Annotated in this window: 22 protein-coding genes; 16 read left to right on the top strand and 6 right to left on the bottom strand. The window is 70.5% G+C overall.

The annotated features are described in order from the left end of the window. Window positions 1-222: 222 nt before the first annotated feature. On the bottom strand, window positions 223-1515 hold the full coding sequence (ilvA, locus tag ACGFR7_RS05200) for a threonine ammonia-lyase (RefSeq protein ID WP_393313170.1): 1293 nt from the start codon (window positions 1513-1515) through the stop codon (window positions 223-225). Window positions 1516-1722: 207 nt separating this feature from the next. Between ilvA and ACGFR7_RS05195 the strand changes: the two genes are divergently transcribed. The 3 genes from ACGFR7_RS05195 (at window position 1723) to ACGFR7_RS05185 (ending at window position 3289) form a co-directional block, all read left to right on the top strand. After that, window positions 1723-2223 (top strand): MarR family winged helix-turn-helix transcriptional regulator, encoded by a 501-nt coding sequence (locus tag ACGFR7_RS05195; RefSeq protein WP_393313168.1) that lies wholly within the window; start codon window positions 1723-1725, stop codon window positions 2221-2223. 350 nt (window positions 2224-2573) lie between these two features. After that, window positions 2574-3038, top strand: coding sequence for a sigma factor-like helix-turn-helix DNA-binding protein (locus tag ACGFR7_RS05190; protein ID WP_393313165.1), 465 nt, complete (start codon window positions 2574-2576; stop codon window positions 3036-3038). Further along, window positions 3035-3289, top strand: coding sequence for a hypothetical protein (locus ACGFR7_RS05185; RefSeq protein WP_393313162.1), 255 nt, complete (start codon window positions 3035-3037; stop codon window positions 3287-3289). Before ACGFR7_RS05190 ends, ACGFR7_RS05185 begins: the two co-directional genes overlap by 4 nt. A gap of 43 nt (window positions 3290-3332) precedes the next feature. On the opposite strand, the gene ACGFR7_RS05180 is transcribed toward ACGFR7_RS05185, so the two are convergent. Continuing rightward, complete coding sequence (locus ACGFR7_RS05180; RefSeq protein ID WP_393313160.1) at window positions 3333-4493, bottom strand: cystathionine gamma-synthase; 1161 nt, start codon at window positions 4491-4493, stop codon at window positions 3333-3335. Between the two features lie 360 nt (window positions 4494-4853). Between ACGFR7_RS05180 and ACGFR7_RS05175 the strand changes: the two genes are divergently transcribed. The 11 genes from ACGFR7_RS05175 (at window position 4854) to ACGFR7_RS05125 (ending at window position 15012) form a co-directional block, all read left to right on the top strand. Beyond that, window positions 4854-6014, top strand: a complete 1161-nt coding sequence (locus ACGFR7_RS05175) for a hypothetical protein (RefSeq protein ID WP_393313157.1) — start codon at window positions 4854-4856, stop codon at window positions 6012-6014. A 181-nt stretch (window positions 6015-6195) separates the two neighbouring features. Next, window positions 6196-7050: a YwqG family protein gene (locus ACGFR7_RS05170; RefSeq protein ID WP_393313154.1), complete on the top strand. Its 855-nt coding sequence runs from the start codon at window positions 6196-6198 to the stop codon at window positions 7048-7050. 344 nt (window positions 7051-7394) lie between these two features. Further along, on the top strand, window positions 7395-8111 hold the full coding sequence (msrA, locus tag ACGFR7_RS05165; protein WP_393313151.1) for a peptide-methionine (S)-S-oxide reductase MsrA: 717 nt from the start codon (window positions 7395-7397) through the stop codon (window positions 8109-8111). A 118-nt stretch (window positions 8112-8229) separates the two neighbouring features. After that, on the top strand, window positions 8230-8598 hold the full coding sequence (locus tag ACGFR7_RS05160; RefSeq protein ID WP_393313148.1) for a DUF6247 family protein: 369 nt from the start codon (window positions 8230-8232) through the stop codon (window positions 8596-8598). 58 nt (window positions 8599-8656) lie between these two features. After that, window positions 8657-8860 (top strand): hypothetical protein, encoded by a 204-nt coding sequence (locus ACGFR7_RS05155; protein ID WP_393313145.1) that lies wholly within the window; start codon window positions 8657-8659, stop codon window positions 8858-8860. Window positions 8861-9114: 254 nt separating this feature from the next. Further along, window positions 9115-10326 (top strand): macrolide-inactivating glycosyltransferase, encoded by a 1212-nt coding sequence (gene mgt / locus ACGFR7_RS05150; protein ID WP_393313142.1) that lies wholly within the window; start codon window positions 9115-9117, stop codon window positions 10324-10326. A 138-nt stretch (window positions 10327-10464) separates the two neighbouring features. Continuing rightward, the gene (locus tag ACGFR7_RS05145) at window positions 10465-11301 is read left to right on the top strand and encodes a hypothetical protein (protein WP_393313139.1); all 837 of its coding nucleotides are present in this window, start codon (window positions 10465-10467) and stop codon (window positions 11299-11301) included. Between the two features lie 3 nt (window positions 11302-11304). Next, window positions 11305-11745: a winged helix-turn-helix domain-containing protein gene (locus ACGFR7_RS05140; RefSeq protein WP_393313136.1), complete on the top strand. Its 441-nt coding sequence runs from the start codon at window positions 11305-11307 to the stop codon at window positions 11743-11745. Window positions 11746-11899: 154 nt separating this feature from the next. Continuing rightward, complete coding sequence (locus ACGFR7_RS05135; protein WP_393313133.1) at window positions 11900-12565, top strand: nitroreductase; 666 nt, start codon at window positions 11900-11902, stop codon at window positions 12563-12565. A 423-nt stretch (window positions 12566-12988) separates the two neighbouring features. After that, the gene (locus ACGFR7_RS05130; protein WP_393313130.1) at window positions 12989-14044 is read left to right on the top strand and encodes an alpha/beta fold hydrolase; all 1056 of its coding nucleotides are present in this window, start codon (window positions 12989-12991) and stop codon (window positions 14042-14044) included. Between the two features lie 65 nt (window positions 14045-14109). Next, window positions 14110-15012: a phosphorothioated DNA-binding restriction endonuclease gene (locus tag ACGFR7_RS05125; RefSeq protein WP_393313127.1), complete on the top strand. Its 903-nt coding sequence runs from the start codon at window positions 14110-14112 to the stop codon at window positions 15010-15012. A gap of 26 nt (window positions 15013-15038) precedes the next feature. Here ACGFR7_RS05125 and ACGFR7_RS05120 read toward each other — a convergent pair whose 3' ends face one another. After that, window positions 15039-17042: a sulfatase gene (locus ACGFR7_RS05120; protein WP_393313124.1), complete on the bottom strand. Its 2004-nt coding sequence runs from the start codon at window positions 17040-17042 to the stop codon at window positions 15039-15041. Window positions 17043-17475: 433 nt separating this feature from the next. Then, on the bottom strand, window positions 17476-18351 hold the full coding sequence (locus ACGFR7_RS05115) for a hypothetical protein (protein WP_393313121.1): 876 nt from the start codon (window positions 18349-18351) through the stop codon (window positions 17476-17478). Window positions 18352-18471: 120 nt separating this feature from the next. On the opposite strand from ACGFR7_RS05115, the gene ACGFR7_RS05110 reads away from it, so the two are divergent. Further along, window positions 18472-19911 carry a sensor histidine kinase gene (locus tag ACGFR7_RS05110; protein ID WP_393313118.1) on the top strand — a complete coding sequence of 480 codons (1440 nt, stop codon included), beginning with the start codon at window positions 18472-18474 and terminating at the stop codon, window positions 19909-19911. Next, on the top strand, window positions 19898-20539 hold the full coding sequence (locus ACGFR7_RS05105; protein WP_393313115.1) for a response regulator: 642 nt from the start codon (window positions 19898-19900) through the stop codon (window positions 20537-20539). The genes ACGFR7_RS05110 and ACGFR7_RS05105 overlap by 14 nt, the downstream gene beginning before the upstream one ends. 135 nt (window positions 20540-20674) lie before the next feature. Here the strand turns inward: ACGFR7_RS05105 and ACGFR7_RS05100 are convergent, their stop codons facing one another. Beyond that, a complete protein-coding gene (locus ACGFR7_RS05100) occupies window positions 20675-21958 on the bottom strand; it encodes a DUF2786 domain-containing protein (RefSeq protein ID WP_393314188.1) in 1284 nt (427 codons plus the stop codon). A 583-nt stretch (window positions 21959-22541) separates the two neighbouring features. Beyond that, complete coding sequence (locus tag ACGFR7_RS05095) at window positions 22542-23813, bottom strand: Ig-like domain-containing protein (RefSeq protein ID WP_393313112.1); 1272 nt, start codon at window positions 23811-23813, stop codon at window positions 22542-22544. Window positions 23814-23916: the final 103 nt, after the last annotated feature.

Below are 23916 nucleotides of genomic sequence, written 5' to 3'. Positions count from 1 at the left end.
GGGGTGCGCCACGTTATACCCGCAGGCCCCCCGCGCCCTATCCCTTTACGGCGATCCCTTTTGCGGTATCCCGCTACCTCGTGCGGCATCTGCGCGCACCGGCGCTCCGCAAGCCCGTATTACCGATGCGCGAGCCCGTACTGCCGATACGAGTCCGTAGTGCCGCTGCGAGGCCGTACTGCCGATGCGAGTCCGTAGTGCCGATGCGAGCCCGTGCCGCCACTACTCCGCGATGACGTACCCCGCCTCGTGCAGCGCCGTGCGCAGCTCGTCACAGTGCGCCGGCCCCTGCGTCTCCAGATGCAGCTCCACCTCGACCTCGGTCAGCCCGAGCCGGGGATCCGTCCGCACATGGCCGACGTCGAGCACATTCGCGTCGGCCTGGGACAGCACCCCGAGCAGTGTCGCCAGTGCCCCCGGCCGGTCCGTCAGCCGCAGCCGCAGCGAGAGGTAGCGCCCGCCGGCCGCCATACCGTGCCGCAGGATGCGCTGCAGCAGCAGCGGGTCGACATTGCCGCCGGACAGCACCGCGACCACCGGCCCCTGGAAGGACTCCGGATCGGCCAGCAGCGCCGCCACCGGACTCGCCCCGGCAGGTTCCACCACCAGCTTCGCCCGCTCCAGGCACAGCAGCAGCGCGCTGGAGAGCTGGCCCTCGGTGACCGTACGGACCTCGTCCACCAGCTTCTCGACCATCCCGAACGTCACCTCGCCGGGCCGCCCCACCTTGATGCCGTCCGCCATCGTCGAAAGACCCTCGATCGCCACCGGGCGCCCGGCCGCCAGCGACGGCGGATAGCAGGCCGCCCCCGCCGCCTGCACCCCGACGACCTTCACATCGGGCCGCAGCGCCTTGACCGCGAGCGCGACCCCCGCGGCGAGGCCGCCGCCGCCGACCCCGACGACGATGGTCCGCACCTCGGGGCACTGTTCCAGGATCTCCAGGCCGACGGTGCCCTGGCCGGCGATGATGTCCGGGTGGTCGAAGGGGTGGATGAAGACCGCGCCGGTCTCGCGCGCGTACTCCTGGGCGGCGGCCAGCGTCTCGTCCACGACCTGGCCGTGCAGCCGTACCTCGGCGCCGTATTCGCGGGTGGCGGCCACCTTCGGCAACGGGGCGCCGACCGGCATGAACACCGTCGACCGCACCCCCAGCAGCGACGCCGCGAGCGCCACGCCCTGTGCGTGGTTGCCGGCGCTGGCGGCCACCACACCGGCCGCCCGCTCCTGGTCCGAGAGCCCCGCGATCCGTACGTAGGCGCCACGGATTTTGAAGGAGCCGGTGCGCTGAAGGTTCTCGCACTTGAGGTGGACGGGCGCGCCGACCAGCCCGGACAGGTAGCGGCTGCCCTCCATCGCGGTGGCCCGGGAGACCCCCGAGAGCATCTTGTGCGCCTCACGTACGTCATCGACGGTCAGCGCGGCGACCGGGTTCTCGGCAAGGCGCGCGGAGGCGGAGGTTCCGTGCGCGGAGGCGGAGGTTCCGTGCGGCGTACGCGGCGTGTGGTCAGCCATATCGCCAGTCTTGCAGTTCGCCCTCCGTGGAGCGTTTTCTGCCCGAATGGCGATCAAACGCGTGGCGGGACCGCGCGGCGCGGCCCCGTACGGCCGCCCGGGGTTGCGGGGCGTTATCGGAATGGACAGCCCAAGGACGCCTCACGCCGGGTCCGCGTACGCTGTCCTCCCATCCATACGCACTTCCATCGAAGCGAGCTCCCGGCCATGCCCACCTCTTCGGACATGACGACCCACACCGACCCCGCTCTCCTCGACGCGCTGCAGCACCAAGTGGCCGTCTTCGCCCGCCGCGCAGAACAGAGCCGGCTCGGCGGCGTCGGGCAGGCGCGCAATTCCATGGACCGCGCCGCCTACCTGCTGCTCAACCGCCTCGACCAGGAGGGCCCGATGGGCGTGAAGGCCCTGGCCGCCGGTATGGGCATCGACTCCTCGACGGTCACCCGGCAGGTCGCCCCGCTGGTCGACTCCGGACTGGTCAGCCGTGCCACCCATCCGGAGGACGGCCGGGCCGTGGTGCTCCAGCTCTCCGAGCGCGGCCGCGCCCGCCTGGAGGAGGTCCGCATGTCCCGCCGCGCGCTGATGGCGCTGGTGACGGAGCAGTGGACCGAGGAGGAGCGCACGGCGTTCACCACGCTCCTGACGCGCTTCAACGCCTCCCTCTCCGACATCACCGCGTCCTTGGCTCCGGTGGGTCCGACGTCCTGACGTGGTGTCCTGGCGTGACGCCCTGCCGTGATGTCCTGGCGTGAAGCCGTGGCGTGAAGCCGTGGCGTGAAGACCCGGCGTGAAGACCCGGCGTGAAGCCGTGACGTGAAGACCTGGCGGACGCGCTGGACCGCTGACCGCCCGACCGCCTGCCTGTCCGCCTGTCCGCCTGACCGCCTGTCCGCTCGCGCGCCTGGCCGCCTGGCCGCCTGCCTCCCCGCGGACGGCCGCACCCCGTCACGCCTCTTGACCCGGTGGCCGCACTGCCGTGCCATAGGAGCCCAAGGGGCTGGGTGCCCCCAGGGGTTGTCGATCCCCGTGGGTCGGGTGTCCGTCATCCGGGAGGCGCGGTGCGAGAGCAACGGCCGGCGCAGGAGCGCCGCCGAGCCCGGGAGTTCGAGTTGTTCGTGGCGGGCGCGGCGGGCCGCCTCCTGCATGTCGCCACGCTGCTGACCGGCGAGCCCGCTTCCCGCCCCGCCCCGGCCGCCGAGGAGTTGCTGACCTGCGCGCTTTCGCGGACGTACGCCGTCTGGGACCGGCTGCGCGGCGACGATCCGTACGAGCGCACCCGCCGGGAGATGGCCGCCCGCTTCGCGCACACCGCCTGGCGGCACCGCCGGCCGCGCGGCGGACTGCTGGACCGGCTGCCCCCGCAGGAGCGCCTGGTCCTCGTCCTGCGGCTGTACGAGGGCGTGGCCGAGGAGCAGACCGCGGCCCAACTCGGACTGCCCGCCGAGCGGGTGCACGCCCTGTGCCTGCGCGCGATCGCGGAGATGCGCAGCCGCCGCACCGGGCCGGAGCCTTCCCCGGCATGAGCCTCCCCGACCGCAAGGAGACCGAGGTACGGCGGATGCTGGCCGGGCCGCATCCGCTCGTCCCGCCCGATCTCTCCGACCGGGCCGCCGCCCGAGGCCGCCGCCTGCTCGCCCACCGCAGGCTGCTGCGCCGCCTCGGCTGGCTGTGCGCGCTGCTCGCGCTGGCGGCGCTCGCCTGGGCGGCCGTGGCCGTCGATCACCCCTGGCTGCCCCCGCCGGCCGGCACCACCCCGCCCGCGGAGGGGTGGTGAGCGACCGGCGGTGAGCGACCGCTGCGTCAGCCCAGAGCCTGCGTCAGCCGAGCGCCTGCATGAGATCGGCCAGCAGGTCGTCGACCGACTCGATGCCGACCGAGAGCCGCACGAGGTCGTTGGGGACCTCCAGCAGCGACCCGGCCGTCGAGGCGTGCGTCATCAGTCCCGGGTGCTCGATCAGCGACTCGACCCCGCCCAGCGACTCGCCGAGGGTGAACAGCTTGGCACGGTTGCAGACCTCCACCGCCGCCTGCTCACCGCCCGCGACCTGGAACGACACCATGCCGCCGAAGGACCGCATCTGCTTGGCGGCGACCTCGTGGCCCGGGTGCTCGGCCAGCCCCGGGTAGTAGACGCGGGTCACCTTCTTGTGCGAGGCCAGCAGGTCCGCGATGCGTGCCGCATTGGCGCTGTGCCGGTCCATGCGGACGGCGAGCGTCTTGATGCCCCGCATCACGAGCCAGGCGTCGAACGGTCCGGCGACCGCGCCCATCGCGTTCTGGTGGTAGGCCAGTTCCTCGCCGAGGGCGTCGTCGTTGACAACCAGGGCGCCGCCGACCACATCCGAGTGCCCGCCCATGTACTTGGTCGTGGAGTAGACCACGACGTCGGCGCCGAGGGCGAGCGGCTGCTGGAGGTAGGGGCTGGCGAAGGTGTTGTCGACGACCAGCTTGACCCCGGCGTCGTGGGCGACCCCGGCCAGCGCCGCAATGTCACTGATGCCGAGCAGCGGGTTACTGGGCGTCTCGACCCAGATCGCCTTCGTACGGGGCCGCAGCGCATCGCGTACGGCCTTCGGGTCGGAGGTGTCGGCCACCGACCATTCCACACCCCAGCGCTCGACGACCTTCGAGATGAGACGGAACGTACCGCCATAGGCGTCATTGGGGATAACGACGTGGTCGCCGGGGCTCAGCAGGGTGCGCAGCAGGCAGTCCTCGGCGGCGAGGCCGGAGGCGAAGGCGAGGCCGCGGCGGCCGCCGTCGAGAGCCGCGAGGTTCTCCTCCAGAGCGGTACGGGTCGGATTGGCGCTGCGGCTGTACTCGTAGCCGCCGCGGAGCCCGCCCACTCCGTCTTGCTTGTACGTGGATACCTGGTAGATGGGCGGTACCACCGCGCCGGTGGCCTCGTCGGGCTCCTGACCTGCGTGGATGGCAACGGTTTCAAAATGCTGGTGGCGTGGTTCGCGCTGATCGCTCATGCCAACCGAGGGTAGTCGGCCTCGCGACCTTACTTTTCGGAACTTTCTGGTTGCCTGGATAGTGGATACATACGAAGAACGAAGTACCGAAGAGCTGCGGGCCGCGGAACCCCTCACCGGCCCCCACCACCCCACCCCCACCGCGTCCACCGCGCCCACTATGCGTCACCATTCGACCACTCCCCGCCATCCCGGCCGCCCTTACCGCTCCGCTCGGCCACTCCCGCCACTTTGGTCCCCGCACCGCCCCGCACCGTTAGCGTTACACCGGCAGCCGTGACCACTACGGCCCACGGCCTGCACCCCGGGTACCGCTCCCGACATCGCTACCGACAGCCGTACAGGTACAGGACACCCCACATGGACGCTCTGCTCGTTCTCTTCGCCGCGCTCGCGCTCGGTGGTTTCGTCTTCCTGCCCTGGATGCGGCGTCGGCGGGCCTTGCAGCACACCCGGCAGGGCCTGGTGGTGGCCTCCGACCCGATGGCCGGCTACGGCTTCGTACCGCTGGACGAGCTCGACGTCCGACTGCCCGGCCCCGACCAGGCACTGGCCGATGCGCTGGAGGAGATGCGCCGGACACACGACTGGCGTCCGGCGGCCGCGCTGCTGAAGGCCACCGGCGACGACTGGGAGCGGCGCTGGCAGCGGGTGCAGACGCTGGCCGGCGCCGCCGCGTTCGAGCTGGCCGCGGAGGAAGCGACGGAGCAGCAGCGGCACGGTACGGCTCCGGGGTACGGCGACGGCGGGCGGACCGGCGGGATCTGGCTGCGCACCTGGCGCTCGGAGGCCCCCAAGGACCCGGGCGGCGCCCAGACGCACGCCCAGTTCCTGGTGGTCCAGGCCCTGCGCGACCCCGGCTCGCAGGACTTCCGCATGATCCTCGAAGAGGCCCGTACGGTCTGCCGGGAGGCGGCCCTGCTGGCGCCCGGCAGCCCGATCCCGTACATCACCGAGCTAGCCGCCGCCCGCGGCCTGGGCGACCGCCCCGCCGACTACGAAGAGCTGTGGACGAAGGTCGCCCAGCGCGCCCCGCAGCACATGGGCGCACACCTCGCCGCGCTCCCCTACTGGTCCGAGAAGTGGCACGGCTCCCGCAAGGAGGCCGAAGCCTTCGCCGAGCGCGCGGCCGCCGCCGCCCCCGCCAAGACCCTCCTCCCGGCTCTCCCCCTCTTCGCGGTCTACGAGCACCTGCCCGAGGCCAACCTGGTCCGCAGCCTCTACCGGAGCGCGGTCGTCGAACGCGCCATCGAGGGCGCCCACTTCGCCCTCCGCGAGGCCCCCGCCGACCACCCCATGGCACCACACGTCCGCCACCTGCTGGTCTGGTTCCTGGTCCGCGCCGAGCGCTACGCCGAGGCCATGGAACAGCTCCGCCTGGTCGACGGCCATGTAGGCGCCGTCCCGTGGTCGTACGGCCGCAGCCCCGCCGCCGAATACGCCGCCTACCGCGCCCTGGCCATCGCGGGCTGGGAACAACTGGGCGGCAACGCGGCGGGCTATCCGCCCGCGGGGCAGTAGAGCGCGGGCGGCGCGCAGGGGACGGCCCGACGCCGAGGGCGGCCCCGGACGCCATCGCCGAACGACTCGCAACGACTCCCGATGACGCCCAACGACACCCAACGTCTCCGAAGCCTGACTCCGGCCCGCAGGCTCAACGCGCCCACGGCCGACTGTCAGTGGCCCCGTGCATCATCAACACATGACACAGAGCACCGTTGACCCGCTGCACACGCTCGCTCACACGCACCTGTCCGCCGAGATCGCCGAGCGGTGGATCGGCCTGCTGCGGCCGGGCCTGCGCCTGGAGAAGGCCACGGATCCCGGGACCGCCCCGGTCGTCGGCCGGCTCGGCGGCGTCCCGGAGCTGCCCGAGGGCGCGGAATGGCCCGTCTGGGAGGGCCACGGCCCGCTCGCCTTCATCGCTTCGCTCGACTGCGCCCTGCTCCCCTCGGGCGCCCTCGACATCGCCATACCGGCGGACGGCACGCTGGCCTTCTTCTACTTCGACGGTCAGCTCGACGACGGCGACGCCTTGGTCGCACCCGATGAACCCGACACCTGGGCGGGCGCACGCGTGCTGTACGTGCCGGCGGACGTCCCCACCGCCGCACACGCCACGCCCGTAGGACTCCGGCCCTACCCCGAGGTGCCTTTGACGGCACGCGCGGAGGCGACCGCCCCGTACACCTGGCACCCCCTGGTCCACCGGGAGTTCGACTCGCTGCCGGACGACCACCCGCTGTGGGGCGAAGACTTCCAGGAGGCCCTGTACGACCACTCCGGGGGAACCGAACACCGCCTCGGCGGCCACGCGAACCCCGTACAGGACGCGGTGGAATCCGAGGTCGCCCATGGCGCCCTGGGCAACCCGCCGTGGGACGACCCCCGCATCGAGGAGGAGGCGCTCCGTTGGGTCCTGCTCGCCCAGTTCGACACGGACAACGACGCCGACATGATGTGGGGCGACTGTGGCGCCCTCTACTGGCTCATACGCCCCGGGGACCTGGCCGAACGCCGCTTCGACCGCGCGATGTTCACTTGGCAGTGCGGCTGACAAAACGGCTGCCGGGTAACGGAGCTCGTGCGGAAGAACGCCGCCAGACCACACAAAAGGCAAGCCTGCCAAATCAAGAACAAATGGCAGCGGCACCCTTCAATTCGCCTGCAAACGGAAGGCTCCTCTCCCAGCTCACACCGGAAAGGAAAGTCCCGCCTCCGGATCGCGCTCCCCGCCCCGCCCTCCCCGCCCTCACGAGACTCGCCCCCCAGCCCCCTCCCCAACTCTCACCCTCCCCTCCCCTCCCCTCCCCTCCCGAGCCGGAATACCTCTCGCCCCCCAGGCGTTCTCAACCACAACGCCGTCTGCAGCTTCCCAGCCCAGCCCAGGAGCCTGATCCCATGCTCTTCTCCCGCTTCAAGACCCATCTCCCCACGCCGGACGAAGCGCTCGAAGGGCGCCCTGAGCGGGCCTTCACCGTCCCCGACCGGCACACGGTCCTGGGCAACCCGCTGCTCGGCCCGTACCCGGACGGCCTGGAGATCGCCGACTTCGGCCTGGGCTGCTTCTGGGGCGCCGAGCGGAAGTTCTGGCAGACCGAGGGCGTCTGGACCACCCTCGTCGGCTACCAGGGCGGCCACACCCCGAACCCCACCTACGAAGAGGTCTGCAGCGGCCACACCGGCCATACCGAGGCCGTACGCGTCGTCTTCGACCCCAAGATCATCTCGTACGGCACCCTGCTGAAGCTCTTCTGGGAGTCCCACGACCCCACCCAGGGCTTCCGCCAGGGCAACGACGTCGGCACCCAGTACCGCTCCGCCATCTACACCCACTCCCCCGCCCAGCAACAGGCCGCCGAAGCCTCCCGCGACGCCTACCGCACCGTCCTCCACAACTCCGGCCACGCCGACATCACCACCGAAATCCTCCCCGCCGACGCCTCCCGACCGTTCTATCCGGCAGAGGGGTACCACCAGCAGTACCTGGACAAGAACCCGGCGGGGTACTGCGGCATCGGCGGGACGGGGGTCAAGCTGAGTGCCCCGTCGGAGACGAACTGGGGGCGGTCGTGCCCGACGGGGGTCGCGCCCGCCCCGGAAGTCACGGAGCAGTAGAAGGCTCCCGCCAAGCCGGTCCGGGCGCGGGTAGCCACTCGGCCTCTCCCTCACTCGTTCGAGCGGAGGCTGAGCACTTGTGCCGGATACGCTGGCGCTCGGGATCAGAATCACGCCCATGGGAGCAGCAGCCACGACCACCTCCGCCGCTGGGCAGCCACTCACTCCCCAGCGCCCTGCCACGGTTGCCGCACTGCGGCAGGCGATCAGTCAGATCGCGCCCGCAGCGCTTCCGGCCTTCACACGGGAGTTGGACCAAGCGGCCGACCAGTCCCGGCAGGGCTCCGACCTGGCACCGCTCCAGCGGTTCATCGCCCGGTGGGCCGCCTATGTCCACATCCAGCGTCAGCCCGATGCGGCAGCGGACCTCCGCCGGTGGGAGAACGCCGCCGAATCGGGCGACGCGGCTCAGGCACGGCAGGCCGCCTCCGAGATCGGCTGGATCCTGGACGAAGCCCATGCCGCCATCGGCCTCCCGGCCCGGTGAGCGCTGACTGGCGCTGGGAGTACGACCACGACCACGTGGCGGCGGCATCCCAGGTCACGTGGTGGCGGAAGTGGAACGTCTGGCCGGCCAGCTCGTAGACCTTGCCAGGACGGGCATCGACGTCAGCGATTTCGGCAACGGCCCCCGACCGGGAGGCCTGCGCCGCATGGACGCCGCCGGCGGCTGGTTCTACTTCCTCGCGGCACCGCGTGCCCCGCTGATCATGATCGTCCGCATCATGCCACCGTTCGACACGCTGTAACCGTCACCACTGAGCACCTTGCGCGAGGGGGCTACTTGGCACACGGGCCCCGTAGGGACGGGCATGAGCTGCCCGGTAGGCGTAGCTCCGGGCGGGGACCGGCTCGGTCTCGTCACCCCAGGCAGGGGCGCTCCCGGCGTTCCAGGGGGGACGTACACCGATCCCCGCCGCGTGATCGCCTACAGCGGTTGCGTGGATGTGATTGCCGGTAAACACGCTGGACGAGACGTTTCGTCTCGCCTAGGGTGGGGCCCATGACGAACCCGAAGTCACGCAGACGTGCGCATATCGCCATGTTCTCCATTGCCGCGCATGGGCATGTGAACCCGAGCCTCGAGGTGATCCGCGAGCTCGTTGCCCGTGGGCACCGTGTCACGTATGCGATCCCGCCCCTTTTCGAGGAGAAGGTTGCCGAGACCGGCGCCGAGCCTGTCCTCTACCGCACTACGCTGCCCTCGCCCGACGACGACCCGTCGGCCTGGGGGACCACGCTCCTCGACAACGTCGAGCCGTTCCTGAACGACGCGATCCAGGCGCTGCCGCAGCTCATCACGGCGTATCAAGGCGATGAGCCGGACCTCGTGTTGCACGACATCACCTCGTACCCGGCACGCGTTCTCGCTCACCGCTGGGGCGTGCCCGCGATCTCCCTCTCGCCGAACCTGGTCGCGTGGGAGGGGTACGAGGAGGAGGTCGCCGAGCCGATGTGGGCGGAGCCCAAGGCGACCGAGCGGGGCAGGGCGTACTACGAGAAGTTCACCAACTGGCTTGCCGAGAACGGGATCACCCAGCACCCCGACCCGTTCGTCGGCCGTCCCGGCCGCTCGATCGTGCTCATCCCGAAGGCGCTGCAGCCGAACGCCGGCCGGGTCGACGAGAAGGTTCACTCGTTCGTCGGCGCCTGCCAGGGCGACCGCGCCGCGCAGGGGGACTGGGAGCGGCCCGCGGACGTCGAGCGCGTGCTGCTGGTCTCGCTCGGCTCGTCCTTCACCAAGCAGCCCGATTTCTACGGCGAGTGCGTCAAGGCGTTCGGCGATCTGCCGGGCTGGCATGTCGTGCTCCAGGTGGGCAAGCACGTCAGCGCCGATGAGCTCGGGGAGATCCCGGGGAACGTCGAAGTGCACCGATGGGTTCCGCAGTTGGCGATCCTGAAGAAGGCGGACGCCTTCATCACGCACGCCGGGGCGGGTGGCAGCCAGGAGGGGCTGGCCACTGCCACACCCATGGTCGCCGTCCCGCAGGCCGTCGACCAGTTCGGCAACGCGGACATGCTCCAAGAGCTCGGCGTGGCCCGCCACGTACCGATGGACGAGGCCGACGCCGCCACCCTCCGTGCGGCAGTGCTCTCACTCGTCGACGACGCGGAGGTAAAGCGGCGCCTCGCTTCCATCCAGCGGGAGATGGCTACCGAAGGCGGCACCGGACGTGCGGCCGACCTCATCGAGGCCGAACTGCCTGTGGGGTGAGGGCGCCGGATGGCGCAGTCGCTTACTCTTGACCGCCATGTACTTTGCGTTGCAAAGTGAGTGCAGTGGCGGGCGGCCAGGACCGGCGGTCCGCTGACCGGGGTTGCCGAAGCGCAACCACAAGGGGGCATGGGGGACATGGTGGGAACACCGTCATTGAGCAGTGCGGGGGCCGCGCCGAAGGCGGATGCGGTCGGCTTGATAGCGGCTACGGAAGGCCTGCGGACCAGGGCCCGCGCGCAGATGAAGGGCGCGTGGGTATCCCTTCTCGGTTTCGGCCTGGTTGCGCTGACGGCCGCTCCGATTGCCAGGTACGCCTTCAATTTCGGAGCTCACGGCCGCAGCATCGCGTCCTACCCGGCCTTCGCCTACGCCGAGTTGACCGGCCTGTGCGTCGTCCATGAGCCGGGAACCCCCTGTTTGAGGGGCGAGTTCGACGGCGCTGTGCTGCGCTTCGCCGCCTGGGGCGTGTGGTTCGCGCTCCTCCCCCTGGCATGGTTCGTCTTCGCCCGCTGGTACCGCCTGCGTGGCGAGGCCCGGGGTATCGTCCCCCGCCGCGGCGTGTGGATCCGCACGACCGCCATGGCCACCGCAGCGATCATGACTGCCCTGGTGGCCCTGCTGTTCAGCAGGTACCAGCCGTGGGGGGCCGTGCTGCTGGAGAACAGCTACGCCTCCCCGTGGTACCTGGTCGGCATCGGGCTTCTCGCCCTCGGGGTGGCCGAACGCAGCTGGATCGCCGCAGCCGCCGGCATCGCTCATGCCGTGCTGCTCACCGGCTACCTCGGTGCCTCCTGGGGCAGTGGATGGCTCCCCTGGCAGCATCCCGACGAGCCCGCCAACCTCGGCTGGACCGACGGACCGCAGGCCAAGGCGTGCCTGCTCGCTGCCATCCTGCTCCTCGCCGGGCTGGCCGAGTGGGCGCTGGCCCGTCGTCGAGCCGCGGCCGGCGTCGCCGATACGGGGCACGGCTGACTCATGAGCGTGGAGGACTCGCCCGCTGCGTGCGAAGAACAAGAACAGGAACGACAAAAAGAGCTGGAAGAGGAGCAGGAGCAGCAGGAGGAGGAAGGGCTTCATCCGACCCGGTCACTGGACGACACCGTCCACCAGCGGGTGCGACTCGGCGTTCTCGCCATCGCCCGGGAAGCCGACCGAGTCGAGTTCAGCTTCCTGAAGAAGCAGCTTGCCGTCACCGACGGAAACCTCTCGCGGCACCTGAAGGTGCTGGAGGAGTCGGGTCTGATCACCGTGGAGAAGGGTTACGCCGGTCGGCGCCCCCGAACGTGGATTGTCCTCACCCGCGAAGGCGCGCAGGCGCTGGACGCCGAACTCCGCGCCCTGCGTGCACTCGTCCTCCAGCTGGAGGCTCCCCGCCCCGCACCCGGATCGTCCGACGCGAACGCCTCCCCCCTCTGAATCCAGCGGTCGCCGTCACCTCTTCCGGTCGCCAACCGTCAACGCAGTACGGGGCCCGAACGAAGGTCGGGGCGGGCGACCGAAGACGAAGACCGGAGTTCCTGTACCGGAGGCGAGAGGCCAGTACAGGAGGCAGGCAGGAGGTGGGTGCTTCTTGGACGTCTACGAGGCTGTCACGAGCCGGCGGGCGGTGCGCGGATTCACTGGCGAACCCGTGCCGAGGGAGGTGCTTGAGCGGGTGCTTTCCGCCGCATCCAGATCACCGTCCGGAGCAAACCTCCAGCCGTGGCACACCTATGTGCTGAGCGGCGCCTCGTTGGCCGAGCTCAAGAGACGCACGGCCGCGCGCGTGGCGGCGGGCGCCATCGGGGACGAGCGTGAGTACGAGATGTATCCGCCCCAGCTGAAGTCCCCCTACCGCGAGCGCAGAATCTCCGCGGCCGAGCAGCGCTACGCCGCGCTTGGCATCCCGAGGGAGGACAAGCAGGCACGAGACAGGGCCGTTGCCGCCAACTGGGACTGCTTCGGCGCGCCCGTGGCCCTGTTCTGCTACATCGACCGCGCGATGGGAAGAGCGCAGTGGGCCGACACCGGCATGTACCTGCAGACCATCATGTTGCTGCTCCGCGCCGAAGGGCTGCACAGCTGTCCGCAGATGGCCTGGTCGGTCTACCGCAGGACCGTCGCAGAGGTCGTGTCACCGCCAGAAGAACTCATCTTGTTCTGCGGCATGGCGATCGGCTTCGCGGACACCGCCGCGAGATACGCCCGCATCGGCCGAGCGCCGCTCACCGAGACCCTCACATTCCTGGATGACTAGCAGGAGATTTCGGGGGCGCCTCGCTTCCCAGGCGTGGTGATGGCTAGGTGTTCGGGTGGCTTCCAGGCCCACGGGCAGGGCTCCCCGGTGCAGGGGCGCGGAAGACTCGCCGGGCAGTGTGTCGTTGTCGGCGCCCGGCATTTCGCATACGTTGCCCAATGGCGCTATTCCTCAGCTGACGGTGCCATTCCTCAGCTGAGGTGCCATTCCGCGCTGATGGTGCTCTTTCCTTCCTGGTCCTCCTGGTCCTCCTGGTCCTCCTGGTCCTTCCCGGTTTTTTTCGAACTGCACGTTGAGCGCCTGAGATTGAGCGCTTGCGCCTGAGGTTGAGCCCTTGCACCTGAGCACGAGGTGGAGTATCGCCGGTTTCTTGTCCGGGATTCCCTGGGGAATGGCACTGGCACAACATCACGACGGAGTGAGATGGGTCTGTCTGGCATGGTCCGGCGGGGCGATCGCTGCATGCGGAGGAGATTTCTCGGGTCGGCCGGCGTTCTGGCCGGGCCTGTGCTGCTCCTCGCGGCTTGCAGTATTTCCACCACGAACGCCGCTCTCCCGGAGAGCACCGCTCTCCGGGAGGACACCGGCGCCAAGACCACCACGTCCTTTGCGCGGATGGTCGATATCGGGCATGGCCGCATGATGTATCTGGAGTGCCATGGCAACGGGTCTCCGACCGTCGTGCTCGTACCGGGGCTCGTCGCGGCCGCGGATACCTGGAGATATGTGACGACGGGACCGGGCGGCGACAGAAAGCCCAGCAGCTCCGCCGTATATCCCGCGGTGGGGCGGTTCACCCGGGTCTGTTCCTACGATCGGCCGGGAACGGTGCGGGAGAACGGGAAGTTCACCACCTCGTCGACGGTCGCGCAGCCCACCACAGCACGCGGTGATGCCGCGGACCTGCACGCACTGCTGAAGGCAGCGAAGGTACCCGGCCCCTATGTACTCGCGGGATGGTCGGCGGGCGGGCCGATCGTCAGGATCTATGCCGGCGAGTACCCGCACGAGGTGTCCGGTCTCGTTCTCGTGGACGCCGAGTCGGAATTCCTGCAATCACGGCTCACGCCGCAGCAGTTCGGCACCTTTCTGGCACTGATCCGTAACGACGACAAGAAGCGCATCGCCCAGTGGAAAGATGTGGAAAGGCAGAATCCTGCGGTCGTCTTCGGTCAGGTGCGCGCCGCCCCGCCGGTGCCGAAGATCCCGGTGGTCGTGCTGACCGGGGATGAATTCGACCCCGACGCGTTTCGTGCCCGGCTGCCGGCTCATGCTCCGGCGGATTTCCCGCAGGTCTTCTGGCGGGCCCAACGTGCCTCGCAGCGAGACCTCGCGCAGCAGTTTCCCGGTGCGCAGCACATCACCAAGACACGGAGCGACCACAATATCCAGAACAACCGGCCGCAGCTCGTCACCGATGCTGTGCGCGAGGTTGTGGAGAAGGCTCGTCGTCGGCCGGGCGGTACGCCTTCGTCCTAGAGGGCATCTCACATCGGGCCGCAGCTGGCGTCAGTCGCCGCGGGGCCTCGGCCTAGAGTCCTGTCATGGACTGGGTGGAGCGGGTGGGGAAGCTGCGGCAGTGGGCGCAGAACGGAGCGCGGGCGCCGCACAAACCGCTGCTGATGCTCTATGCGTTGGGGCGGTTTCAGCGGTTGCCGCAGCAGCCGATGCGCTACTCCGAGATCGAGCACGATCTGAGCGAGCTGCTGCGGGATTACGGCCCCACGCACCGGACGTCGCCCTCCTATCCGTTCCACCATCTCGTCAGTGACGGGGTGTGGGAGGTGCGTACCGACAGCGGGGACGGCAGTCCGGGGGCAGGGGTGCGGGCGCTGCGGGAGAGCGGGGCGCGGGGGCAGCTGGCGACCGGGCTGCGCGGGGCGCTCTCGGATGATCCGGCGCTGCTCGGACAGTTGGCCCAGCTGCTGCTGGACCGGCACTTCCCGCCGTCGGCCCACCCGGACATCGCCGCGGCTGTCGGGCTCGACCTGGAGGCGGCGGAGGGGATACGGGTCGCCGCCGGGACGGTTCCGGGGCGTCGGCGGGCTGCCGAGCTGCGCAGGCGCGTGCTCATCGCCTACGAATACCGGTGCGCCTTCTGCGGCTTCGACGGTTCGATCGGCCGGGTGCCGGTCGGGCTGGAGGCCGCCCACGTCCAGTGGTGGGCCTTCCGCGGGCCCGATGAACTCGCCAACTGTCTGTGCCTGTGCTCACTGCACCACAAGCTGTTCGACAGAGGGGTGCTGGGCCTGGATTCCGGCCGGCGGATCACGGTCTCCCAGGAGTTCATCGGGCACAGCCGGGCGGCGCGCGAGCACGTGCTCGGCCTCTCCGGACAGGACGTCGTCGGGCCGCAGCGGGGCAGCGCGCGGGTCGCCCCCGCCTACATCACCTGGCATACCGCGCAGGTGTTCCGTGGTGAGCCCCGGGTGCCGGAGCGAATGTGAGGGCATTTGGCGGCAGGCATCAGCGGTCAGTGGGCGGCCGGGGGTGTGGCGGGGCCGGGATGTGAGCCGTAGGCCTTCAGGAAGCGGTCGCGGAAGGTGTCCATCCGCCAGACCGGGGCCTTGTGGCCGGGGTTGAGGCTGGGCGTCCAGTGCCAGTCGGAGATGCGCTTCAGGACGTCGGGGTCGTGGGCGACGATCGCGACCGGGACGTCCCTGCTGGCGTGGTCGCCGGAGACCTTGGCGACCGGCTGGTGGTCGCCGAGGAAGACGAGCACGGTGTTCTTGTTGCCGTACTTCTCGACGTACGAGATGAGGCTGTTCAGGGAGTACTGGATGGACTTGCCGTACTCGGTGCGCACCTTGTCGGTCTGCTGCCACACGTCCACGGGGCGCTTGCCGGCCTTCTCGATGCCGTTGTAGACGGATCCGTCGCCGACCTTGTCCCAGCCGATCGTCTTGGGAAGGGGCGCCCAGGGGTTGTGGCTGGAGGTCAGGATGATCTCGGACATCAGGGGCTTGTCGTGCGGTTTGCCGTGCTCCAGGCGCTCGAAGGCGGCGAGGCTGTACTGGTCGGGCATGGTCGACCAGCTGAACTTGGGTCCCTTGTAGCCGAGTTCCCGGGAGTCGTAGATGTGGTCGAGGCCGTAGAACTTGCCCTCCGGCCAGCTCTTGGTGACGCCGGGCATGATGCCGACGGTGCGCCAGGCTCCGGTGCGCTTGAAGGCGCTGGTGAGGGTCAGGTGATCGCCCGCGGTGACGGTGCGGTAGCGCTGCTGGTTGTCGATCCACAGGCCGGACAGGAAGGTGGAGTGGCCCAGCCAGCTGCTGCCGCCGTACGTCGCCGAGGTGAGCCAGCCGCTGCGGGCCGAGTAGCCGGCCGCGCGCAGCCGTTCGGTCCCCTTTGCGAGCGTGGCGTCCACGCCCGGGGCCATCAGCCTGTCCTGGACCGCGCTGCGTCCGTAGCTCTCTATGAAGGTGAAGATGACGTCCTTGCCGCGCAGCGCGGTCAGCAGCCGGTTTCCCGGTGTGTGGTGGTAAGGGTCGCTCGCGGCTTCCTTGGCGAATGCCCGCTCGTCCTTCAGGGTCGCGCTCACTCCGTCCATACGGGCCTGGACGAGGTCGGAGGTGCTGCGGGAGGCGAGCGGCGCACCGGCGATCTGCAGGCCGAGGGCCGCGGAGAGGACCCAGGCGGTACCGAGGACGAGGGTGGTGCCGGCCGCCCTGGTGGCGTGCCGGGCCATGAGGTTGCTGAGCCGGACGACCGCCAGTGCGGGGAGAACGAGCAGGGCCAGGACGAGGAGTACGGCCGCGATCTCGACTCCGATCGTGCCCGTCCGGCCTATGGAGTCCTGGAGGAAGGAGGCGCCGTCGCCGAGCAGGACCCAGTCGAACACCACGTTGAACCCTCGGCCCAGCACCTCGACGAAGCCGATGTCGAGGAGGTCCAGGAGGGTCAGCAGACCGAGCACGACTCCGGCGAGCACCGCGGCCGGCCGCCGCGCCTTCTGCGGCAGGAGGAGCAGCAGGGCGGCGCCGGCTATCCCCTCCACCGGTATACGGACGAATTCGGCGGGTGTGAGGCGGTTGGGGTCGTTCGGCAGCAGGAGGGTGACGAGCACCAGCGTGGCGGCCAGGGCGGTGGTGGTCCACGCCGCTGCCCGCGCCACGACCGGGTGGCGGTCGCGCCAGCCGCGGTCGGGGAGGGCGGCGCCGGCCGTGCCCTCAGGCGGGGCGGCTTCTTCGCGGTCGGTGGGCTCATCCAGGGCAGGCTTCTGTTCCGGGGCGGCCTTCTGTTCCGGGGCGGCCTTCTGTTCCGGGGCGGCCTCCTCTTCCGCTGCCGTGGGCGCGGTGTCCGGCGCGGCCACGGCACCCGGCGCCGCCACGGCATCCCGCGCGACCACGGCATCCGGCGCGGCCACGGCATCTAGCGCGCGCCCCGGGGGGCCTTTCGGGTCGTTCTGGGGCAAGTCCCCCGTCGGGGGTGCCTGCTTCTCCTGCGGCGGCTGGTCAGAGCGCGTGAAGTGCGACAACCCGAAGGTCCTTCCGTGCGAGGCCCGGTGGTGGCGCGGCGGACCGGACTCGGGAGGTCGGCGCCGTCGCTATCTGTACGGCCAACCGGAGGCGTGCGTTCAATCGGCCGACCGTAGAACACAGGAGGACTCGGGACGAGGCGGAAGGACGCGGGAGGAGGCGGAAGGAGGCGAGAGGAGGCGGGAGGAGCGGCGGGAAGGATGCGGCGAACGGCCGCGGGAAGAGCGCGGCGAACGGCGGCGGGAAGAGCGCGGCGAACGGCGGCGGGAGGAGCGTGCCAGGGCCGGGCCGTCCCCCCGGTCGGCCCGGCCCCTCCCCTCCCCCCGGCGGCGCCATGCGGCCGGCTGGCCGACGGCAGTCGTCGGCCGGTGGCGCCGGTCTGTGGCATCGGCCGGTGGCGCCGGCCGACGGTGGACGGTGGACGGTGAGCCGTCAGACCGCAGCCGGCTGCTCCACGGCTGCCGGGTCGGCGGCAGCTCGACGGAGGCGGCGGCGCTTTGTCACGAGGACCGCGGTCCGGGTGACCACCATGGCAAGTGACATGAAGACAAAGGCATTGGCGTAGACGTCGGGGCCGCTGAGCTGGTTTTCGATGCTGAAGCGGACCAGACCTTCGGCGAACCAGTGCTCGGCACCGTAGGCGAAAAGGACGCGTGCGGTGGAAAGGACGATCCAGACCAGGGCGTAACCGAATCCGCCGGTGGTGTAGATCTGGCCGTCACCGCCGCGGTGCGCAGGCAGAAGCACGCCGGCGATCAGGCCGCAGATCACTCCCACGCCACAGCCTATGAGCTGAAATGACGGCGCGTTCCCGGACGTCGGAAGGGAGTGCACAAACAGCGCGATGATGATGGCGACCGCTATCACGGAGCGCAGCATGCGCATATTGGTGACCCGACGGCGTCCCAGGTCGGTCGCCAGGATGATGGTGAGGATGGTGGCACTGGCGATGAGTGCGGTGGCGAACTGACTCAGGTGGTCCATGGAAATCCGGGCCTTTCTGCGGTGCTGCGCATTCTCTTGCGCAGCGGGTGCACTGCGTTTCGGTGAACTCCCCTTGCAGGAATTCCCGACGGTCTGTGGATTCTCTTTTCCCGGGTTCTCTCCGAGGCCTTGTCCGGGCCCGTTGTCCGAGGCCTTACCCGGGCCGTTGTCCGAGGCCTTGTCCGGGCCGTTGTCCGAGGCCTTACCCGGGCCGTTGTCCGAGGCCTGGTCCCGGGTCTCTTCGAGGTCCGCGAGGGGCAGCAACGACGTTATGGGCAAGGGCGGTTGATGGGGGACGACCGACCGGTGGATTCGGCTGTCCACCGGTCGGTGGACAGCTCGGCACCGGCGAGGAGGGTGATAGGACTGGGCGCGCGGCCGCGCCCCGTCCCAGGTGCGGGGCGCTCATATTCAGGGGGACGCAGTGGTATCCAGGGGGACACGGTGACGGCTGAGGCGCGGCGCGCGCCCGAGGCGCGGGTGCGTTGGTTCGGGCTGTGGGACAGCTACTTCGTGATCTGCTATCTGGTCACCACGGGGCTGCTGTTCGCCTCCGGGGCCTCCGCGGGTTCCGGGGCCTCCGGGGTCCCGCAGGGCGGTCGGGCGGTCGCCATCGCCGCGCTGACGCTGATCGTGCCCTGGTATGCGGGGATCGGGCGGCCGTTGATGCTGCGCCATGCGAGCGACCGGCGGAACATCGTCTTCCCCGTCGGGCTCTTCGTGCTGTTCGGCATCGCCACTGCCGTCGATCTGATGAGCTCGTTCGCGCTGTTCGCCCTCATCCCGATGCTGATGATGAGTCTGGCAACCAGGCCGGCGCTGGTCACCGGCGTTCTCGGCAATCTCATCCCCGTGACGATGCTGTGGCTGCGCGGCGGCGCCGCGGGCCCGACCGTGCTGTTCATGCTGCTGGCGTCGCTGCTCGGGATCGCCCTGTCGGTACTCCTCGGGCTGTGGATCAAGCGGGTCGTACGGCAGAACAAGGAGCACGCCGAACTGATCGAAGAGCTGCGGCAGAACCGCGAGCAGGTGGCCCGCCTGTCGCACCAGGCCGGTGTCTTCGCCGAACGCGAGCGGCTGGCACGGGAGATCCACGACACCCTCGCGCAGAGCCTGACCAGCATCATCAGCCTGGTGCAGGCCGCGGATTCGGAGGTGGAGGGCGCCCCCGCCATCGCCCGGAAGCACCTCGCGCTGGTCGGGCGGGTGGCCAAGGAGAGCCTGGTCGAGGCGCGCGCTTTCGTGGCCGACCGGACGCCCGCGTCCCTGCAGGAGAGCTCCTTGGCGCAGGCGCTGCGGCGGCAGGCGGACGGGCTGACCGCGGAGAGCGGGCTGCTGGTGCGGTTCGCCGTCGAGGGCGACGAGCGGCCGCTGCCGATGGCGGTCAATGTCGTACTGCTGCGTGCCGCGCAGGAGGCCGGGGCGAATGTGCGTAAGCACGCCGATGCCCGCTCCGTGGAGCTGGTGCTCCGGTACGGCGCGGGGCAGGTCGTGCTCCGCGTCGCCGATGACGGCAAGGGGTTCGATGCCGGGGCGGGAGTGGCGGTGGCAGCGCGGGCGGGAGCGGCAGCCGGAGCGGGAGCGGCCGGGAGGAAGCAGCAGCACGGTGCGGCGGGGCAGGGCCAGGGCCAGGGGGACGGCGGGGGCTTCGGGCTGCGGGGCATGGCGGCACGGGTGGCACAGACCGGTGGGGTGCTGAGCGTGGTGAGCGAACCGGGGGTGGGCACCAGCGTCGAGGTGACGCTGCCCTTGGAGGGAACCGTGAACGGGACCGTGGACGAGGCCCAGGACGAGGCCCAGGACGGGGCCGTGAACGAGGCCGTGGACGAGGCCGTGGACAGGGCGGCGGGGCATCGGAGGAAGGCGGCGGATGATGAGCGTTGAGGACACGGTCGCGGTGCGGGTGCTGCTCGCTGACGATCACCCCGTCGTACGCGAGGGCCTGTGCGCGATCCTGGAGTCCGATCCGGGCATCGATGTGGTGGGGCAGGCGGGCTCCGGCGAGGAAGCCGTGACGCTGGCGACCCGGCTGTTGCCGGACGTCGTGCTGCTCGATCTGCGAATGGGCGGGATGGACGGGGTCGCCGCCACGGGGCACATCCTGCGGCAGGCGCCGCACAGCAAGGTGGTCATCGTCACCACCTACGAGGACGACTCCGACATCCTGCGGGCCGTGGAGGCGGGCGCGGCCGGCTACCTCCTCAAGGGCAGTTCCCGGACCGAGCTGATCGAGGCCGTCCACAGTGCGGCGCGCGGGGGGACCGTGCTGACCCCGTCGCTGGCCACCAAGCTGTTCCGGGCGCGGGCGGTGGAACCGACGCCGCTGTCCGCCCGGGAGTGCGAGGTCCTGCGGCTGGTCAGCCAGGGACTGACCAATGCCGACATCGGCCGGGAGCTGTTCATCGGTGAGGCCACGGTGAAGACCCATCTCCTGCGTGCGTTCAAGAAGCTGGAGGTGTCGGACCGCACGGCGGCCGTGATCACGGCTCTGGAACGCGGATTGCTGTCCTAGCGGGACGGTGGCCGCGCCGTCCGCGCGCCGGTCGCCCGTACAGGTGCGCGGCTCACCTCCACAACGGGCGCGCGGGACCTCGCCGTGCGACGAGGCGGAGCAGCGCCCGCCGCCGCCCTCACCCGCGCCGCGGGCTCACCCGTCACCCGCCCCATCTCCCTCGCCCAGTCGTGCCCGGTCCGCTGCCGCTCTGCCCTGGTGCCAGCCGTCCGCGTCGCGTACGCCGCGGAGGCGGACGGGGGCGGTGTCGGGGAAGAGGGCGCCGGTGGTCTGTGCCACGGCGAGTTCGCGGGCGGCGAGGACCGGGAGGAGGCCGGGGGCCGCTTCGGCGGACTCGGCGGTGGCGGCGGCCGTGGCAGCGGCGGTGGCCGCCCCGAGCCGGTCGCGGATGCGGGCGGCGTAGGCGACGAGGAAGGTCTGGCGGAAGTCCCGGGTGCGGCGGGAGCGGCCGCGGGCGAGGGTGGCTCCGCCCCGTTCCCTGAGAGCTCGGTCCTGCTCCTGCTGCTTGAGAGCGCGATGGTGGTCGTCGCCCGCGCGGTGCATCGCGACGGTGGCCTGCAGCAGCAGCGAGGTGTAGAGCATCTCGGCCGCCTCCAGGTCGGGCGCGAAGCCGACGAGGGTGGAGAAGCCGACGTCGGCGGCCCAGACGGCCTGGCAGCGGTTGGCGGCCGCCACCGCGTCGAGCAGCAGTGCCTTGGCCTGTTCGTACGGGCCCTCGATGCCGATACGGACCGCGGAGGGGCCGCCGGTCCGCCCACTCGGCGGGGCGGTGCTGTCGAGCAGCGCCTCGTCGATGCTGTGCCGGGCCATCAGCTCCTGGGCCTTGGCGGACAGCGCCTCCGCCTCCTCGGCGTAGTCGGTCGCCTCGGCCTTCGCGAGGAGCCCGCGGATCCGTCCGAGGGCACGTGCGGCGGCCGCGCCGGCGGGGCCGTTTCCCCGGCCGGTCCGCGGCGGGGCCGGCAGCGGGGTGATACGGGGCAGCCGGGCGAGCGCGCGTAGTGCCGCCAGTACGTCGTACGCGGTCTCGAAGCGGGAGGCACGGCGGCGCTTGGCCAGTGCGTCGAGGTAGCCGGCATCGGAGGCCCACCAGACCTCGGCACCGAGCTGCCGCAGCTGCTCGGCCCAGCGGGTGTCCCGGGCGGACCGTGCGGCCGGCGGCCGGGCCGCGTCGGCCGCGACGGCGTCGACGACCACGGCCACCAGGGAGGCGTCGGGCGCGTCACGCCGGACGATCCGCTCCAGGTCGGCGGGCTGCCAGCCGCCCGCCCAGCACTGCCGCACGCCCGCCACGGCGGCCGCGACCACCGCCGCGCTCACCGCCTCCCAGCCGGCCTCGGCCGCGGCCAGCATCGAGGCGCCCGCCTCGATGGCGTCCTCGGCCTGTGCACCGTCCGGCGCGTACCGGACGCCGCCGAGCACCTGCCCGACCAGTTCACCGGCCGCGTCCGCCGGCGACGACCCGCCGCGCCTCTCGCCCCCGCGCGCCTTGCTTCCGCGTCCCTCGGTCCCGCGCCCCTCGGTCCCGCGCCCCTTGCTTCCGCGCCCCTTGCTTCCGTGCTCACTCGCCCGCTTGCTCACCCGCTCACTGTACGGAGGGCTCCGTGGGGCCCGCGTCCCGGTGGTTTGGGCCCGCGGCGGTGGTGGTGGGCGGCGGGGCCTGCACAGCCACGACGCCCGGTGGTCCCCTGATCGGGGCGCCACCGGGCGTCGGTCATTTCATGGCGGCAGTCACCACCGGCTGTCCAGACAGCCAAGCTGTCCAGCTGTCCGGCAGTGGCCGGCGCTGTCCGGCGCTGACCGGCGCTGACCGGCGCTGACCGGCACTGACCGGCACTGACCGGCACTGACCGGCACTGACCGGCACTGACCGGCACTGACCGGCACTGACCGGCACTGACCGGCACTGACCGACTGTCACACACGGTCACGTACAGTCACAAGTGCTCCGGGGTCGTGCGGACCACCGCACGGACCCCGCGGCCATCACTGCACCGGCACCGCGCTACTGCACCGGCACCGCGCTACCGGTCACCCACTGCGACCAGTCCATGTTCCAGCCGTTCAGGCCGTTGTCCGGCTTGACGGTCTGGTCAGGCGAGTTGACGACATCCACCACATCGCCGATCTGCGAGTTGTTGAAGAACCAGGCGCCGGCCGTGTTCGGGTCCTTGGCACCCTTGGCGTCCTCCAGGCCGATGCAGCCGTGGCTGGTGTTGGCCTTGCCGAAGACGCCCTTGCCCCAGTAGTTGCCGTGGATGAAGGTGCCGGAGTCCGACAGGCGCTGCGCGTGCGGCACATCGGGGATGTCGTACTCGCCCTTGCCGTCCTTCTTCTTGAAGCCGACGGTCGAGCCGTCCATCCGGGTCTGCTCGAACCTCTCGGAGATGACCATCTGGCCGTTGTAGGTCGCATGGTCGTCGCTGCCGGCCGAGACCGGGAGGGTCTGGATGAGCTCGCCGTCCCGCACCACGTACATCATGTGCTCCGCGGAGTCGAGGGTGCTGACCTGCGAGTGACCGACGTTGAAGCTGACCGTCTTTTTCTGGATGCCCTTGACGCCCGGCGACGCCTCGACACCGTCGAGGCCGAGCTTCAGGGTGACCTTGGAGTGCGCCTTCCAGTAATCCTGGGGGCGGAAGTCCAGCCGCTTGTCACCGAACCAGTGGCCGACGATCTGCTGGTTGCTGCTCGACGCAACCTTGATCGCGGACTGGACGGCCGCCTTGTTCTTGACCGGCTTGTCGAAGTTGATCGACACCGGCATACCGACGCCGACGGTCGAGCCGTTCTCCGGCGTGAAGTTCCCGACGAAGCTGTTCTCCGGGGTGACGGTGGTGAAACTGGAGTTCTCCACCGCGGTGCGCCCGTGGGAGTCCTCCGCATGCGCGGTGACCTTGTACTTCGTCGAGCGGTCCAGCGGTTTGTTCGGCTTCCAGGAGGTGCGGTCGGCAGAGAGGGTTCCGTCGACCTTCTGCTTGGACTCGGCCGAGGTCAGCTTGACGTCGGTAAGCTTTCCGGCACTGACCGTGACCTTGGCGTCATTGTTGACGCCCGCACCGGTCGCGCCGTCCTCCGGCAGTATTTTGATCTTGGCTTGCGAGGCGTCCTTCGCGGCCGCCTCGTCCACCTGCTGGGTGTTCTCGTGCCGGGTGCCGTCAGCACCGCCGTCGCCTTGGTCAGCTGCTGTGCTGCCGCCACACGCCGCAAGCGTGAGTACGCCCCCGAGCAGCGTGGCGCTGGCTATGAGCCCCTTCCGGCGCTGGCTGTCCGTCATCACACGCATCTCCGTAACTACCGATTTCGCATCATTCCCCGAGCGAGCTGCCAACTGAACGCAGGCATATCCGGACGCAGGCATTCCTGCCGACGCCATATAA

The sequence above is a fragment of the Streptomyces sp. NPDC048516 genome, assembly GCF_043199875.1.
GTDB lineage: Bacteria > Actinomycetota > Actinomycetes > Streptomycetales > Streptomycetaceae > Streptomyces.
Note: the sequence above shows the minus strand (reverse complement) of the source record. Positions and strands in the feature narration are given on the sequence as shown.